The organism is Acidovorax sp. 93, from assembly GCF_003633835.1.
In the GTDB taxonomy this organism is placed as follows: Bacteria; Pseudomonadota; Gammaproteobacteria; order Burkholderiales; family Burkholderiaceae_C; genus Acidovorax; species Acidovorax facilis.
In genome coordinates this window covers 1702176-1716664 of the sequence record NZ_RBIT01000001.1, presented here as the reverse complement: position 1 = coordinate 1716664, position 14489 = coordinate 1702176, and the positions used below count along the sequence as shown (strand labels likewise).

The 14489-nt window shown below is 62.9% G+C and carries 15 protein-coding genes; 5 read left to right on the top strand and 10 right to left on the bottom strand.

Going from position 1 to position 14489, the window contains the following annotated elements; all coding sequences use genetic code 11:
* Positions 1 to 66: 66 nt before the first annotated feature.
* Entirely contained in the window at positions 67 to 1488 is a 1422-nt protein-coding gene (locus C8C93_RS07780) for an aspartate kinase (RefSeq protein ID WP_121506469.1), read from the top strand.
* An 85-nt stretch (positions 1489 to 1573) separates the two neighbouring features.
* Here the strand turns inward: C8C93_RS07780 and C8C93_RS07775 are convergent, their stop codons facing one another.
* The 7 genes from C8C93_RS07775 to C8C93_RS07745 all read right to left on the bottom strand — a co-directional run bounded on the left by C8C93_RS07775 (position 1574) and on the right by C8C93_RS07745 (position 7988).
* Complete coding sequence (locus tag C8C93_RS07775; protein WP_121506468.1) at positions 1574 to 2929, bottom strand: four-carbon acid sugar kinase family protein; 1356 nt, start codon at positions 2927 to 2929, stop codon at positions 1574 to 1576.
* Between the two features lie 3 nt (positions 2930 to 2932).
* Positions 2933 to 4213, bottom strand: coding sequence for a ribulose-bisphosphate carboxylase large subunit family protein (locus tag C8C93_RS07770; protein WP_121506467.1), 1281 nt, complete (start codon positions 4211 to 4213; stop codon positions 2933 to 2935).
* A gap of 120 nt (positions 4214 to 4333) precedes the next feature.
* Positions 4334 to 4876 carry a VOC family protein gene (locus tag C8C93_RS07765; RefSeq protein ID WP_121420116.1) on the bottom strand — a complete coding sequence of 181 codons (543 nt, stop codon included), beginning with the start codon at positions 4874 to 4876 and terminating at the stop codon, positions 4334 to 4336.
* Positions 4877 to 4971: 95 nt separating this feature from the next.
* Positions 4972 to 5766 (bottom strand): transporter substrate-binding domain-containing protein, encoded by a 795-nt coding sequence (locus C8C93_RS07760; protein ID WP_121506466.1) that lies wholly within the window; start codon positions 5764 to 5766, stop codon positions 4972 to 4974.
* Between the two features lie 55 nt (positions 5767 to 5821).
* Positions 5822 to 6604, bottom strand: a complete 783-nt coding sequence (locus C8C93_RS07755; protein WP_121506465.1) for an amino acid ABC transporter ATP-binding protein — start codon at positions 6602 to 6604, stop codon at positions 5822 to 5824.
* Between the two features lie 14 nt (positions 6605 to 6618).
* Positions 6619 to 7308, bottom strand: a complete 690-nt coding sequence (locus C8C93_RS07750) for an amino acid ABC transporter permease (RefSeq protein WP_121506464.1) — start codon at positions 7306 to 7308, stop codon at positions 6619 to 6621.
* The gene (locus tag C8C93_RS07745) at positions 7305 to 7988 is read right to left on the bottom strand and encodes an amino acid ABC transporter permease (protein WP_121506463.1); all 684 of its coding nucleotides are present in this window, start codon (positions 7986 to 7988) and stop codon (positions 7305 to 7307) included. Before C8C93_RS07745 ends, C8C93_RS07750 begins: the two co-directional genes overlap by 4 nt.
* Positions 7989 to 8258: 270 nt before the next feature.
* Here C8C93_RS07745 and C8C93_RS07740 point away from each other — a divergent pair, with 270 nt between their 5' ends.
* The 4 genes from C8C93_RS07740 (at position 8259) to C8C93_RS07725 (ending at position 12017) form a co-directional block, all read left to right on the top strand.
* Positions 8259 to 9335: a LacI family DNA-binding transcriptional regulator gene (locus C8C93_RS07740; RefSeq protein WP_121508696.1), complete on the top strand. Its 1077-nt coding sequence runs from the start codon at positions 8259 to 8261 to the stop codon at positions 9333 to 9335.
* Between the two features lie 366 nt (positions 9336 to 9701).
* On the top strand, positions 9702 to 10466 hold the full coding sequence (locus C8C93_RS07735) for a glucose 1-dehydrogenase (RefSeq protein WP_121506462.1): 765 nt from the start codon (positions 9702 to 9704) through the stop codon (positions 10464 to 10466).
* 5 nt (positions 10467 to 10471) lie between these two features.
* Positions 10472 to 11497, top strand: a complete 1026-nt coding sequence (locus C8C93_RS07730; RefSeq protein ID WP_147433740.1) for an AraC family transcriptional regulator — start codon at positions 10472 to 10474, stop codon at positions 11495 to 11497.
* A gap of 10 nt (positions 11498 to 11507) precedes the next feature.
* Entirely contained in the window at positions 11508 to 12017 is a 510-nt protein-coding gene (locus tag C8C93_RS07725; RefSeq protein ID WP_121506460.1) for a hypothetical protein, read from the top strand.
* A 573-nt stretch (positions 12018 to 12590) separates the two neighbouring features.
* Here the strand turns inward: C8C93_RS07725 and C8C93_RS07715 are convergent.
* The 3 genes from C8C93_RS07715 to C8C93_RS07705 form a co-directional block, all read right to left on the bottom strand.
* Complete coding sequence (locus C8C93_RS07715; protein ID WP_056061850.1) at positions 12591 to 12944, bottom strand: hypothetical protein; 354 nt, start codon at positions 12942 to 12944, stop codon at positions 12591 to 12593.
* A 257-nt stretch (positions 12945 to 13201) separates the two neighbouring features.
* Positions 13202 to 13885 (bottom strand): NAD-dependent epimerase/dehydratase family protein, encoded by a 684-nt coding sequence (locus C8C93_RS07710; protein WP_233559265.1) that lies wholly within the window; start codon positions 13883 to 13885, stop codon positions 13202 to 13204.
* A gap of 51 nt (positions 13886 to 13936) precedes the next feature.
* Positions 13937 to 14356 (bottom strand): RidA family protein, encoded by a 420-nt coding sequence (locus C8C93_RS07705; protein WP_121506459.1) that lies wholly within the window; start codon positions 14354 to 14356, stop codon positions 13937 to 13939.
* Positions 14357 to 14489: the final 133 nt, after the last annotated feature.

Below are 14489 nucleotides of genomic sequence, written 5' to 3'. Positions count from 1 at the left end.
GCCGCTACCTCTGGGGCAGAACATCCGCCCGGCCTCCCAATCACTTTTGCTCCTCTGAGCTTGTCCATGTCAGACGTCAACTCCTCCAAGATCTCTGTCGAGAAAATCGGCGGCACTTCCATGACCGCCTTTGGCGATGTGCTGCGCCACATCGTGCTGCACGACCCCAAGCGCATTAATGGCCGGATCTATGTCGTGTCCGCCTATTCGGGCGTGACGAACCAGCTGCTGGAGCACAAGAAGACGGGCGAGCGCGGCATCTATGCCCTGTTTGCAGAGGGCAAGGGCTACCAGGACGCCTTGACCCAACTGGCCGCCAGCCTCAAAAAGCTGAACGCGGGCTACGCCGACCTGGGCCTGCCGCTGGATGTGGCCGATGCCTTCATCGACCAGCGCATTGGCCAGGCGCGTGAATATCTGAACGCCATGCAGCACGTGCTGGCCAGCGGCTATCTGAGCCGCAAGGATGTGCTGCTGGCCGCGCGTGAAGTGCTGGCCTCCATTGGCGAGTCGCACAGCGCGTTCAACTCGGTCGAGATCCTCAAGGTCAATGGCGTCAACGCCATCCTGATGGACCTGGCCGGTTTTGACGACAACGAAGCCTGGACCATTGACGAGCGCATTGCGCAAAGCTTCAAGGGCCTGGACCTGAGCGACAAGGTGGTGGTGGCCACCGGCTATACCAAGGGCACCGAAGGCATCATGCGCGAGTTTGACCGCGGTTATTCCGAAGTCACCTTCAGCAAGATCGCCGTGGAAGTGCGCCCCGCCGAGGCCGTGATCCACAAGGAATTCCACCTCTCGTCCGCCGACCCCAACCTGGTGGGTCTGGAAAACGCCATCGTGGTGGGTGCTACCAACTACGACGTGGCCGACCAGCTGGCCGACGTGGGCATGGAAGCCATCCACCCCAAGGCTGCCAAGCCTATGGAACTGGCTGGCATTCCCATCCGCCTGAAGAACACGTTTGAGCCCGACCACCCCGGCACGCTGATCACCAAGGACTTCGTGGGCGAGCGCGCGCGCGTGGAGATCGTCACCGGTACCGACAAGGTCACGCTGATCGAGATCCACGACCCCAGCATGGTGGGCACGGTGGGCTTTGATGCGGGCCTGATGAACGTGTTCTGCAAGCACGACGTGAGCTACATCCTGAAGGCAACCAACGCCAACTCCATCGCCCATCTGGTGTGGGACAACCAGGTCACGCCCGAACTGGTGGCCGAGCTGCAGGAGGGCTACCAGGTCGTGACGATCAAGCCCAGCGCCATCGTGTGCACCATCGGCTCCAACATCGGCATCCCTGGTGTGCTGGCCAAGGCCGCACAGGCGCTGGCCGATGCGCGGGTCAACGTGAACTGCGTATCCCAGACCCTGCGTCAGGTGAACATGCAGTTCGTGATCGAGCGCGAGGATTACAAGACCGCGATCAAGGCGCTGAACCTGGCACTGTGCGTGAACTCAGGAACTCCGGTTCCACGCGTTTGAAGGAATAGCTGCAGGCTTGCCTGCCGCTAAGCCCTTCCATAAGGAGCCCGCCATGCGCGGGCTTTTTATCGCCTGGATGTCTCCTTCAGGCGGTGCCGAGCAGCCTCTCGAAGAGATCCGTCCCCCCCATCTGTCCGCCCTTGAGCATCAGCTCCAGCCCGTCGCGCGACGGGTTTGCGCTGTGCGCGCGGCTCAGCGTGACCCCTGGGCAGACCGTCGTTTGGTACGACAAGCCCCACAGCTGAAGCGCCTGCACGGCGTGGCTGGAGGTGTCGCCCCCCGCAATGCCAATGCGCCCCAGGGGCGTGCCGTTGTCGGCCTGCGCCTGCACGACGCGGGCTACCAGGGCCGCGCTGGCGGGGGCGACGGCTGCCAATGCGCCACCGGCGGGGGCATGGGCGCCGTCCGCAGGCCCGGTGTAGGCCAATACATGATGGCCTTGCTGCAGCCCGGCACATATCGTGCGCTGGGTGGCCTGGGCGTACGCTGCGTCGGTGCCCAGGCGCTGCGCGTCCACAGGGATGTGTTGGTAAGACGCTGCGGCCTGGACCTGGGCCGCAGTGATGGGTGACAGGCTGCCCGCCCAGGCGAACACAGGGCCAGTCGATGGCGCCAAGGCGGGAGCGGGGTGGCTTGCGTGGGCTCCCCAGCACGCGATCAGCGCTTGGGCCACGGAGCTGGGCCCCACGGCGAGCATGCGGGCGTGTTGTGCCTGTTGCCAAAGCAGGCGCCCCACGCTGGCCAACTGGTCTGCACTGGTCAGGTCCAGCAACGTGGGCACGAACGGCAAATCGGGCAGATCGGCCGGGCCGTTGTCCAGAAGCGCGCCCAAGGCGGCGGGCAAGGTTGCCGCGTTTTGCCCTGTATCCGCTTCAAACAACGGGTAATGCAACGCCGTGATGCCCTGCAATCCTTGTTGCGCCAGGTGCACCCGCAAGTCTGCCTCGGCCATGGGGGTCACTGGGTGGCGGTGCATCGTCGGGTGCCGGTCAATGCGGTAGACGGCTCCACCCGTCCCGGCAGCGGCAAACAGATTGCTGAACGCGCAGTATCGGCCCAGGCTGGGCTGGCCTCCGAGGATGGGCACCCAGCGGTTGTCCACGCTGGGATGCAGCGTCTGGATGGCACAGGCAATGTTGCCGACATGGGGTGCGCTGTCGAAGGTGGAACACACCTTGTAGTGCAGCACGGTGGGCGGAATCTGCCTGAAAAATTGGCCCACACCGGTCAGCTCGGCGCGCATGGCGTCGGGCGCCATGGCACGCGCGGCTCCGGCAATTCCGATGGCATCCAGCGGCCCGGCGGCCACCAACGCTTGCGCGCTGGGCACGCCCATGAACAGCATGGACCGCAGGCCCGCCTGGGCCAGCACGGCCAGCGTGTCGGTGGCGCCGGTGAAGTCGTCGCCGTACCAGCCGAACCGGGGGGCTGTGGTGGTCATGGTTCAGGGCTTCTTGCCGAAGAATTCGATGGCCCGGCGCAGCTCGGGGGCGTGGGTGGCGCGCTGGGCCAGAGTCTCGCCCTTTTGTACCGCGTCCCAGGCCTGCTGCAGGCTGGCCACGCCCGCAGCGGGGCCGTCCGGATGCGCCAGGATGCCACCACCGGACATGAACAGCAGGTCGTTGGACTGGATGCTGTCCCAGGTGGCGGGCACCGTGCCGGCCCACTGGCCGTTGGAGAAGGCGGGCAACACGCGGTCGTCCAGGCCTTCGCACAGCGGGGCCAGGGTGTCGTGGGCGGATTCGATCACTTCTTCATCGGTCTGCGAGAACTTGCCCTGCAGGCCGTGCACATGCATATGGTCCACCCCCGCCAGGCGCCACAGCGTCTGCCAGGCGTTGAACGAGAAGCCCAGCAGCGGGTGGCGCGACAGTGCGCCGTAGCCGTTGCGGTGGCCGTGCAGCGCCAGCGGGGTGTGGCGGCGCAGGGTTTGCACCGCCGAGTAGCCGCACCAGTTCAGGCTGACCATCACGCAGCTTCCGCCTTCGGCGGCAATCAGGTCGGCGTGGCGGCGCATGGCATCGGTCTCGTCGGTGATGTTGAAGGCCACCATCACCCGCTTGCCGGTTTTGTCCTGGTGGGCGCGCACCCGGCGCATCACGGCTTTGACGCGGTCGGCCAGCGGTGCGTGAACCGGGTTGGCGCAGACCTCGTCGTCCTTGATGAAATCCACACCCGCCGCACACAGACGGCCTGCCAGGTCGCCGGTTTCTTCGGCCGACAGCCCCACGTTGGGTTTGATGATGGTGCCGATCAGCGGGCGCCCCTGCACGCCGGTTAACGCGCGGGTGCCGCTGATGCCGTGGCGGGGCATGTCGAACTGCGCGCGGTAGGCGCTGGGCAGTTTCATCGACTCCAGCCGCAGGCCGGTGACCTCGCCCAGGTCGTACAGGTTGCCCGACACCGTGGCGGCCAGCGTGGGCAGGTTGGGGCCGATGTTGTCGCACGGAAAGCTCACGCGCAGCCGGGCGCGCTGCCAGGTCTGCGGCGTGTCGAACATGCCGCGCCGCTGCATCCAGCCGTTGGGCAGCGAAGGGGCGGGCGCCACGTCCAGCAGCTCGACCGATTCGACCGTGGCGCGGGCGCGTTCGCGGAGCGCGTCGGTCTCGCCCTCCACCCGGGTGAAGGTGCCGCACGATTGTTCGCCCGCCAGCACTTCGGCCACATGGGCGGGGTCCAGCGGGGTCTCGATCAGGTAGGTGGCTTCAAAGCGGTCTGGGGACATAGTCAAGGTGATACTACTGTTTTGATAGCTGCTAGCGCTTATGGGACAAGCGCTAGTGGCTAATTTGGCTTGAAACTCAGACCTTCTTCAGACCTTCTTCAGACCTTCTTCAGGCCTTCATCAGATCTTGGAGAGATCCGGGAACGGCCGCACCGGGTCCGTCGTCCCGTCCCACGTTTCCGACTCCGCACGGATCAGGTCGAACATGCGGCCCTTGGGGCCTGCCACTTCCGACAGCTCGATCACCGTGCCCGGGTGGTACTCGGTGTCGAAGTAGACAAAGCGGCCCTTTTCGCCCACTTCGCCGCTCATCACCGTCTTGAAGCCCTGGGCCGTCAGCCGCGCCAGGTCGGCGTCGTAGTCGCTCGTCCAGTACGCCACGTGCTGCAGCCCGGTGCGCCCGGCCTGCAGAAAGTCGCGGTACATCGACGGCACATCGTTGCGTGTCTGGATCAGCTCGACCTGCACATAGCCCGAGTTGGCCAGCGCCACCGAGTTGTGCGGCTCGTAGCGCTCACCCTTGTAAACGTAGTTCTTGATCGGGACCTTGGGGTTGTAGAACCAAGGGCCCACGCCCAGGGTCTTGCTCCAGTAGTCCATGGCGGCTTCGATGTCGTGGACGACATAGCCAAGTTGGCGGATGGCGCCGAAATGACGGCTCATAAAAATTTCCTTTGGTGGTGATGCGTCAGGGCAGGGCGCAGCCGGGCGGGGCCCACAGGCGCCGCCCAGGTTGCAGGCTTGGCTTGCTTGTTGGCTTACTTCGCGCCGTCGATGATTTCTTTGGGGATCGGCACGCCCGCGTACTTCACGTGGATGTCGTTGAGCTTGCCGTTGGCTAGGTTGGTCTTGATCCAGCCGTTCACGGCGGCCATCAGCTCGGGCTGGCCTTTGCGCATGGCCACACCCAGCTGGTACGACTGCAGGATGAACTTGGTCTCGAAATCGCGCGCCGGGTTCTTCTTGGCGATGGCCGCGATGATCGGCGGCGTGATGGCCACGATGTCGGCCTGGCCCGTGGCGGCGGCTGTGATGGACGCGGATTCATCGTCAAACCGCACCACCTTGGCCTGCGGCGCGCGCTCGGTCACGATCTTGTCTTGCGGGCCACCGCGCGTCACGGCCACGGTCTTGCCGGCCAAGTCTTCGATGCTGGTGAGCTTCAAACTCTTGGGCGCGCCCACTGCCGCCTGGATGGCGCCGTAGGGGATGGAGAAGTCCACCGCCTTCTGGCGCTCGGGCGTGATCGACAGCGACGAGATGATCAGGTCCACCTTGTTGGACAGCAGGTTGGGAATGCGCGCGGAGTTGGTCGTGTTCACGATCTCCAGCGTCAGGCCCAGGTCCTTGGCCAGCAGCTCGGCCGCTTCCACGTCGGAGCCCACGGGCTTCATCTTGTCGTCCACAAACCCGTAGAACGGCGCGCCAAAGTCAATGCCCACGCGCAGCTTGCCGGCGGACTTGATGTCGGCCAGCTCGGCCATGGCGGGTACGCACAGGGCGGCGGCGCCCACGGCCAGCAAGGTGCGGCGGAAGATGAGGGATACGGTCATGGTGGTTGTCTCCTGGTGGTTTTTGGATACGAAATCGAAAAGGTCAGGGCTTCAGTCAAAGCCCGTGAGAAAGAAAGTCGCGCAGCTCGGCGGTCTGCGGGTTCTTGAGCATGTCGCCCGGGCCCGTCTCCCACACCTTGCCTTCGTGCATGTAGATGATGGTGTCGGCCACACGGGCGGCAAACTCCATCTCGTGCGTGACCAGCACCATGGTCATGCCGCCCTGGGCCAGGGCTTCGATCACGCGCAGTACCTCGCCCGTGAGCTGCGGGTCCAGGGCAGACGTCACCTCGTCGAACAGCATCACCTGCGGCTCCATCGCCAGCGACCGGGCAATCGCCACGCGCTGCTGCTGCCCGCCTGACAGCTGCTCGGGGTAAGCCTGCGCCTTGTCCGCCAGGCCCACCTGCTGCAGCGTGCGGGCGGCAATCTCGCGCGCCTTGGCTGCGGGCATGTTCTTCACGGCCTTGGGGGCCAGCGTGATGTTCTGCTCCACCGTCAGGTGCGGGAACAGGTTGTAGCTCTGGAACACGATGCCCACGTCCTGGCGCAACTGGCGCAGGTCGATGGCCGGGTCATGCACCGCGTGGCCGCAGACATTGATGGTGCCGCTGTCGATGATCTCCAGCCGGTCAATGCAGCGCAGCGCCGTGCTCTTGCCCGAGCCGCTCTTGCCGATGATGGCCACCACCTGGCCCCGGGGAATGGCAAACGACACGCCCTTGAGCACCTGGTTGCTGCCAAAGCTTTTGTGCACGTCCTTTAGTTCAACGACGGGTTGCGCAGGCGAGGCCGCTGGCTGGGAGGGTTGCGCGGCAGCGTCTCGGGCGAGGTTCATGGTGTCTTCTCGTTTCATGCGGTGGTCACAGAGGGGGTGGCTGTGCCACGGGTGTTTCCAAACTGCTGGCGCTGCTCCAGCTTGCGGCTCCACACCGACAGCGGGTAGCACATCGCAAAGTAGACGATCGCGATCAGCAGGTACACGGTGAAAGGCTGAAAGATCGAGTTGTTGATGAGCTGCCCGGCACGCACCAGCTCGATAAACCCCACGATGGACGCCAGCGACGTGTTCTTGACGATCTGCACCATGAACCCCACCGTGGGCGGCGTGGCAATGCGCACTGCCTGCGGCAGCACCACCAGCCGCATGCGCTGCGTGCGCGACAGCGCCAGGCACTCGGCCGCCTCCCACTGCGTGCGCGGCACCGACTCGATACACCCGCGCCAGATCTCGCCCAGGTAGGCACTGACGTAAACAATCATCGCAATGCTGGCCGCCACGATGGCGGGCAGCTCCAGCCCAGCGATGGACAGGCCGAAGTAGCACAGGAACAGCACCACCAGCAGCGGCGTGCCCTGGATGATCTGAATCCACGCAATCGTCGCCCAGCGCACGGCTTTGATGGGGCTGACGCGGCACAGCGCAATCACGCCCCCGGCCAGGCCACCGCCCACAAACGCAATCAGCGACAGGCCGATGGTCCACAGCGCGCCAAACAGCAGGTACTGTAGGTGGTACGAATTCAATCCACCGTCAATCATTTGGCGCTCCCCAGTTTGCGTTGGCGCGTGAACACGATCTGCCCGAACACCCACAGCCCCAGCCGCATCAGCAGCGACAGCGCCAGGTACGCCACCGCCACCAGGATGTAAGCCTCAAACGGGCGGAAGGTTTCAGACTGCACCCGCGCCGCCACGGCCGTGAGTTCCTCCACCGAGATCTGCGAAGTGATGGACGAGGCCAGCATCAGCAGCACGAACTGGCTGGTGAGCGCGGGGTACACCTTCTCCATCGCCGGGCGCAGCACCACGTGCCAGTACACCTGCCGGCGTGTCAGGCCCAGGCACTCGGCCGCTTCGATCTGGCCCTTGTGGATCGAATCCATGCCCGCCCGCATGATTTCGCAGGTGTAGGCCGCCACGTTGATCACCAGCGTCAGCAGCGCAGCAGCAAACGCCGACACCTTGAAGCCCAGGCTGGCCAGGCCAAAGAACACCAGAAACACCTGCACCAGCAGCGGCGTGTTGCGCAGCACCTCCACATAGGCACCGCAGGCGCGCACCAGCCAGCGCTGGTCGCTGCGCCGGCCAATGGCCAGCAGCGTGCCGCCCACAAAACCAATCACGGTGGCCGGGAAGGACAGGAGGATGGTCATCCAAGCCCCTTCCAGAAACTGGGGCCAGTTGGCCAGCACGCTGGCAAAGTCGAACTCGTACGTCATGGGTGGGGCAGCCGTGCGCGTCAATCAGCGAGTGCTGGCGCGGCGGCCAAAAGCTGGCGGCTTGCCCTGTGGGCGCAGGCGAGCGTGAGCGGAAATACCAGACATGTCTTTGTCTCCTGCGTGATCGGCCTGGCAAGCGTGCCAGCCGTCACAACCTAGGGTTTGTACTGATGGATTCTGATGCCTTTCAGCATCGAACGCCGAGTGATAGTATCCGCAGAATCCATCAAATACCAGCAAGCTGGATGATGGTTTTTGATTGAATCGCACATGGCCCAAACCCCGCCCAATCCCAGCAACCCCAGCAGTCCCCGCAGCCCGCGCATCCCCGACATCGCCCAGCTGTCCGGCGTCTCCACCGCCACAGTCGACAGGGTGCTGAACCAGCGATCGGGCGTGCGCAACGCCACCGCGCAGCGGGTGCTGCAGGCCGCTGCCACCCTGGGCTACCTGCCGCAGGCCGAGCTGCACGCAGCGCTGCAGCCGCAGCCCCTGCGCCTGATGGTGCTGATCCCCGAGGGCAGCAACCGCTTCCTGCAAATGCTGGGCGACGTGATCGGCTACGCGCAAGACCACTGGGCGCCGTTCAACGTGCGCTGCCAGGCGGCGTACATCGAGAGCTTTAACCCCGACGCGCTGGCCAAAGCGCTGCTGCACTACGGCAAGCGCTGCGACGGCATCGCCTTCATGGCGCTGGAGCACCCCGTGGTGCGCGAGGCCGTGGCCCAGCTGGCAGAGCAGGGCGTGCCCACCGTTACGCTGATCTCAGACCTGTCTAACTCGCGCCGCGTGGCCTACGTGGGCCTGGACAACCGCGCCGCGGGCCGCACCGCCGCCTACCTGATCGCCCGCTTCATGGGCCCGCTGGCCCACAGCCGCAAGGCGCATGTGGCGATGATTGTTGGATCGCTGCGCTACCGCGCCCACGAGGAGCGCGAGGCGGGCTTTCTGCACCTGTTTGAAGAACAGTTCCCCCTGGTACAGGTGGTGGGCGTGCGCGAAGGCCAGGACGACGCCGAACGCAACTACCGCCAGGCCCGCGCGCTGCTGGAGCAGCACGACGACCTGGCAGGCATCTACAACATCGGCGGCGGGGCCGAAGGCATCGGCCGTGCGCTGAAAGAGGCGGGCGCAGACCGCAAGATAGTGTTCATCGGCCACGGGCTCACGCCGGATACGCGGGCGCTGTTGATCGACGGGACGATGGATGCGGTGATCACCCAAAACCCGCAAGGTGCGGTGATGAACTGCGTGCGGATTTTTGCCAACCTGCGGGATGGACGGGAGCCGACGAGTGGGGTGGAGACTACGCGGAGCCAGGTGATATTTCGGGAGAATTTGCCGTAGGGGCAATGCTGCACCGCGTTGGCGGCAGGCTAACAGGCGCGCGAAGGCTTGCTCTGTATTGGGAAACCTATGCTGAGCTGGCTCATTGACCGCACAAGGCTGGTTGCGGACGCTCGCTTCGTCGGCGCGGATGGGTACTATCGGCCACTACCGGTCAGTCGTTGACGCTGTCTAATTCAGCCAAAACCAGGCATTCGGAACTACTGTTTGGCTGGAAAATTCGGTCTTCCCCTCGACCGAGTAGTCAAACCCTGATTGGCGCGTGCGGCATGTCTTATGGCGTGATTGGCATATATTTGGCGCCGCTGAACTCCTAGACTTCTTACATCCCGAGAACTTCTCTCGGCCTATCAAAAGGAGTCTGAAATGTCCAATCAAGTAGCCCTGATTACTGGCGGCGCCACCGGCATCGGCAAGGCCGTTGCCCTCAAGCTTGTCGCCAAAGGCGTCACTGTCGTCATGAGCGGCCGTCGTGCGGAAGTCGGGCAAGCCGCCGTCGCCGAGGTTTCCGTTGCGGCCCGGGACGGTGCACAAGTTCGCTTTGTTCAAAACGATATAGCCGATGAAGCCGCAGTCAAGACGATGATTGACAGCATCGTGGCTGAGTTCGGTCGCTTAGACATGGCGGTCAATAACGCGGGCGTGTCCAACGAGACTGGCACTCTTGTGCAGTCGAGCAGCGACAACTACCGTGAGATGGTCGAGACCAACATCATGGGCGTGTACTTCAGCATGAAACACGAACTCGTTCAGATGGTCAAACAAGGTGGCGGCGCTATCGTCAACTTGGCGTCCATCGCCGGCCTGAATGGCATCGCCTGGAGTGCTCCGTACGCTTCGACCAAGCACGCAGTGGTGGGCCTGACCAAGTCGTCTGCTCTGGATCACGCGACTCAAGGCATCCGAATCAACGGTGTGGCTCCTGGCGCCATCAAGACTGACATCATCGCCGTCCAGCTCGGCGGAGGTGACCCCAACTACAACGAAACAAGCATCTCGGCGATGCACCCCATGAATCGCCTGGGCCGCCCCGAAGAAGTCGCCAACGCCATCTGCTGGCTGCTGTCGGAAGAAGCCAGCTTCGTCACCGGTCACATCCTCAACGTGGATGGCGGCTTCCAAGCAAAGTGAAGAACATGAGCAGCACCGCTCCAGACAAATTAAAGGTCCCATCCACTTTGTGGGAGGGCCTCAAGCGGGCCTCGGTCGACCGCGCAGAGGTCATTCGATGCGCAAACTTGCCTCTGAGTGTGCTGAAGGACGATGCGCCGATTACTACAGCGCAATTCTTCGCCTTGTGGCGTGCCATCGAAAAAGTTAGCCAAGACCCGGCCATCGGCCTTCGCATCGCAACGGGTTTGGACGGGGCCGTGATGCCTCTCCCTTTTGTAGCAGCCCAGCACGCTCGAACTTTCCGGGACGCTTTGAATCGGGTCGCTCGTTTTAAGCGACTGTGCGCACCCGAGGAAGTTACGGTCCAAGATTTTGCCAACCACAGCGCGCTTAGCATCAGTTGGCCACATGGTGGTTCAGATAGAGTTCCTCGCGCTTTAGTCGACGCGACCATGGTGTCGTTCGTGGAGTTGGGACGCAGAGGAACAGGCGAGCGCCTGATACCTCTGTCGCTAGAGCTTGCACGTTCGGCTGAAGCAAGGTTGGCACTTGAGAAATACTTCGGGTGCGACATCAAGTTCGATGCGACGGTCGACCGCATCGCGTTGCGTCGAGAAGACCTAGACAAGCTGTTTGCCACGTACAACAAGGACCTGCTCGATGTTCTCGCTCCGGAATTGGACAGACGTCTTGAACATCATGACGCGTCCGAGTCCTTGACCGAGCAGACAAAGTGGGTTTTGCGGCGTCGTTTGACTGCCGGTCGCCCGGACATTCGCTCCGTGGCCGCTGAACTTGCCATGAGCGAGCGTTCTTTGCAGCGCCGCCTGACTGATGAAGGTGTCAGCTTCCAAGCCCTGGTGACTCAGACCCGACATCAGATGGCTCTGCGGCATTTGGCCGACAACTCGCTCACACTCATCGAAGTAGCCTATTTGCTGGGCTACGAAGACCAGAATTCTTTCTTCCGCGCCTTTCGACAATGGGAGGCGCAAACCCCTTCCGATTGGCGCGCTGCACACGCTGCTGCGTGTCACGCGGGCAACTAAGTGAGTTCCTATGACCTCCACCGAAACCTATGCACCGCTGCAGGCTCTGATTCGTGAATATTTCAAAGGCGAGTACAACGAAATGATGCTCATCTTCGCGGGCTCAGCTGCGTTGACCTGCATTGCCGTTTGGCTCTGGGTTGGGACGCGCTCCGGTTTTGCCTTAGGGTTTGGCGTCACCGTCTTAGCAACTGCGATGCTGCTGTGTGGAACGGCAGCATCGCTGCTCGTACGGGACAAGGGCTTGGTCGAAGAACTGGCCTTGAGTATCGGCAAACCTCAACAGAGCCAGGTGTTAGCCAAAGAGCGAGCACGCATAGAGGTTGTGGTATCAAAGTATAGGTATTACCGCTACAGCGCGGCAGTGCTAGCGGCCTTGAGTGTGTTGGGCCTGCTGCTTACAAGCCGAGGCTGGGTGCACGGCGTCGTGACTGGATTGCTTCTGCTGGTGGTCGCACAGGTCGTCATCGACCACTTTTCTGAGCAAAGGGCCACCCAGTACCTCGCAGCGCTTCCGTGAACTGCGGGGGCTTCCCAAGAGGCCTGAGGAGTCGGTGGCCGCTTCGGAAACGACTTAAGTTTCGCTTCGGGCCCTGAGCTGTCCTTCAGCTCATGCACGCAAAGCGGTAATCTGATGGGGCCTACTACATGAATTTAACCGTCAGCTTCGCATGGAACTATTTGCGTTTTTAGATCTGCTGGAGGATGGGCCGTCGCCCAGAGTGCTGGCGCGACTGTCTTTTCTTTCGGCCGAAGAAGGTGGTCGCAGTGGGCCTTGTTGGGGGGTGTACAGACCGAATCACAACTTCGGTGGCCCAGATGACCGGCAGTTCTACATCGGGCAAGTTCAGGTCCCAGAGGGCGAAGTCGTTCACCCTGGAGAGACCCGAAATTTGGAGGTTTGGTTTCTTAACGGACCTGGTCTTGCTGAACTGCTGCAGGTCGGGCGCCAGTGGCGTGTCCAAGAAGGTAAAAACCTTGTGGCCAACGCTGAAATACTTGAGGTGCTCAGTGAGGGCTAGCCCCTTCAAAGCGCAGGTTACACATCAGATTTCGGAAACACCACTGGCTGCTTGTGGCCGAGCTTTGCCTTTCAACGACGGGCAGTAGCAGGCTCACTCCGAACGCGATCGTGAGGGAGGGCGAGAAGGTGTTGAATTGCATCGGTGATAGTCCACTGCTCGAACCCGGGGGTGATGAGGGAGCCGTCGGATGCGACCTCTGAAACGTTGAACCCTTCTTCAACGTCTTCGTAGTAGATGGCTACTTGCCCAAGCTGTGCCACGATAAATACCGATTCGTTCACACCTCCACGCATGACCGATGCGGTGCGAAATGGGACGCGCAAGCGGGCAAACTGTTCGGCGTGTTCTTGCAAACACTTGGCGAGCTGATCGGCCAATAGTCCCTCCAGCTCGTCACGAGAAATTGGAGTCCAGCGGTTCATAGCTTCTTGAATGAGGGCTCACGGAGGATTCTGACGGACTGGCGAACGGCCGGTTATGGCCGATAGTACGCGTTCAACGACGCAGCGTTGATGACAGCAACCGCTGCACAGCTGACATAGCGACTCGTAATTGCTACTGTATTTATAGCTGCTAGCGCTTTACCAATAAGCGCTAAGACCTATTTTTATTAATATTCTGTGTGAGCCAAATCCGTTCCCGCTAGCATCAGCTATCGCAAGGTCTGCCAGCGCACCACTCAGCCGCGGGTGCACAAAACGGTATCCCTGACCCGCGCTGTACTCGGCACCGCGTTCTGCCCGTCCAGCAGCAGAGTAGACAGTGCTCCCAGCAGGGCCCGCAACGGCAACCCCGGCCTGCGCAGCCAGACACGCCGACCAAACGCTGCAGCCAGCGCCCGCGCAAACGAGGCCTGCGTCACCGCCTCAGGCGCCACGGCATTGACGGGGCCTTGCAGGGTTTGGTGCGCCATCGCAAACCGCACCAACCCCACCGCGTCAGCCAAGTGAATCCACGGTGCACGCTGACGACCATGGCCCAGCACAGCGCCCAGGCCCAGCCGGGCGCTCAGTGCCTGCATCGGATACGCGCCCCCACCGCGCCCCAGCACCACGCCAAACCGCATGCGCACCACCCGCACGCCCAGGGCTTCGGCGCGCCGGGCCTCATGCTCAATGGCGGCGCACAAGTCGGACTGGAACTCGCCCGGGCGGGGCGGGGCGGTTTCGTCCAAGGGCTCCATCGACGCGTTGGGCGATGCACCGTAGAAGCCTACGGCCGATGCGCTGACCAGCACGCGCGGGGCCTTGTGCAGGCGCCGCATCAGTTGGACGACTGCCACGGTGGTATCGACGCGGCTGGCCAGCAGTTGGCGTCTGCGCGCCTGGGTCCACGGCATGCCCAGCACGCGGGCGCCTGCCAAGTGACGACAGCGTCGATGGTGGTGATGGAGCAACGCGCGTGCCGCCACATTTCAGCGTCTCACCCCCTCCGGCAGCTTCGCAATCACCTTGATCTCAAACTGAAAGCCATAGAGCCAGGTCACCCCAATGCCCGTGAGCGTGGGGTGCGGTGCGTTGCCCCAGTATTCGCCGATCACTCCCCAGGCTGCCTCGAAGTGCTTTTCTGGGTCCACCATGAACACCGTCGCATCGATCACGTCGTCAAACGTGCAGCCGGCGGCCTGCAGGATGGCGTTGAGGTTGTCGAACGCCAGCCGCACCTGGGCTTGGTAGTCGGGCTCCGGCGAGCCGTCGGGCCGGCTGCCCACCTGGCCCGAGACGAAGAGGAAACCGTTGGAGCGGATGGCGGGCGAGTAGCGGTTCTTTTCGTAGAGCGCTTGGCGCCCGGGTGGAAAAACCACGTCGCGAGGGGATGTGTGCGTCGATGCCATGGGAGTGTTTTCCTTTCGGTAGGCCGCAGGGGCCTTGGTTGTTGTTGAAAGGAATTTATCGGCGTGCCCCCGGCAGATAAACGGCCAAGCCTGTCCATCACTGTTTGTAAACTCCAAACAATCTTTGACGAGG

What these genes read in the sequence shown, in the direction of transcription:
- C8C93_RS07765 (WP_121420116.1), bottom strand. Translation starts at nt 4,876, where the DNA reads ATGAGCCGTCATTTCGGCGCCATCCGCCAACTTGGCTATGTCGTCCAC.
- C8C93_RS07705 (WP_121506459.1), bottom strand. Translation starts at nt 14,356, where the DNA reads ATGGCATCGACGCACACATCCCCTCGCGACGTGGTTTTTCCACCCGGG.
- C8C93_RS07770 (WP_121506467.1), bottom strand. Translation starts at nt 4,213, where the DNA reads ATGTCCCCAGACCGCTTTGAAGCCACCTACCTGATCGAGACCCCGCTG.
- C8C93_RS07730 (WP_147433740.1), top strand. Translation starts at nt 10,472, where the DNA reads ATGAGCAGCACCGCTCCAGACAAATTAAAGGTCCCATCCACTTTGTGG.
- C8C93_RS07745 (WP_121506463.1), bottom strand. Translation starts at nt 7,988, where the DNA reads ATGACGTACGAGTTCGACTTTGCCAGCGTGCTGGCCAACTGGCCCCAG.
- C8C93_RS07775 (WP_121506468.1), bottom strand. Translation starts at nt 2,929, where the DNA reads ATGACCACCACAGCCCCCCGGTTCGGCTGGTACGGCGACGACTTCACC.
- C8C93_RS07715 (WP_056061850.1), bottom strand. Translation starts at nt 12,944, where the DNA reads ATGAACCGCTGGACTCCAATTTCTCGTGACGAGCTGGAGGGACTATTG.
- C8C93_RS07750 (WP_121506464.1), bottom strand. Translation starts at nt 7,308, where the DNA reads ATGATTGACGGTGGATTGAATTCGTACCACCTACAGTACCTGCTGTTT.
- C8C93_RS07735 (WP_121506462.1), top strand. Translation starts at nt 9,702, where the DNA reads ATGTCCAATCAAGTAGCCCTGATTACTGGCGGCGCCACCGGCATCGGC.
- C8C93_RS07780 (WP_121506469.1), top strand. Translation starts at nt 67, where the DNA reads ATGTCAGACGTCAACTCCTCCAAGATCTCTGTCGAGAAAATCGGCGGC.
- C8C93_RS07755 (WP_121506465.1), bottom strand. Translation starts at nt 6,604, where the DNA reads ATGAACCTCGCCCGAGACGCTGCCGCGCAACCCTCCCAGCCAGCGGCC.
- C8C93_RS07725 (WP_121506460.1), top strand. Translation starts at nt 11,508, where the DNA reads ATGACCTCCACCGAAACCTATGCACCGCTGCAGGCTCTGATTCGTGAA.
- C8C93_RS07760 (WP_121506466.1), bottom strand. Translation starts at nt 5,766, where the DNA reads ATGACCGTATCCCTCATCTTCCGCCGCACCTTGCTGGCCGTGGGCGCC.
- C8C93_RS07740 (WP_121508696.1), top strand. Translation starts at nt 8,259, where the DNA reads ATGGCCCAAACCCCGCCCAATCCCAGCAACCCCAGCAGTCCCCGCAGC.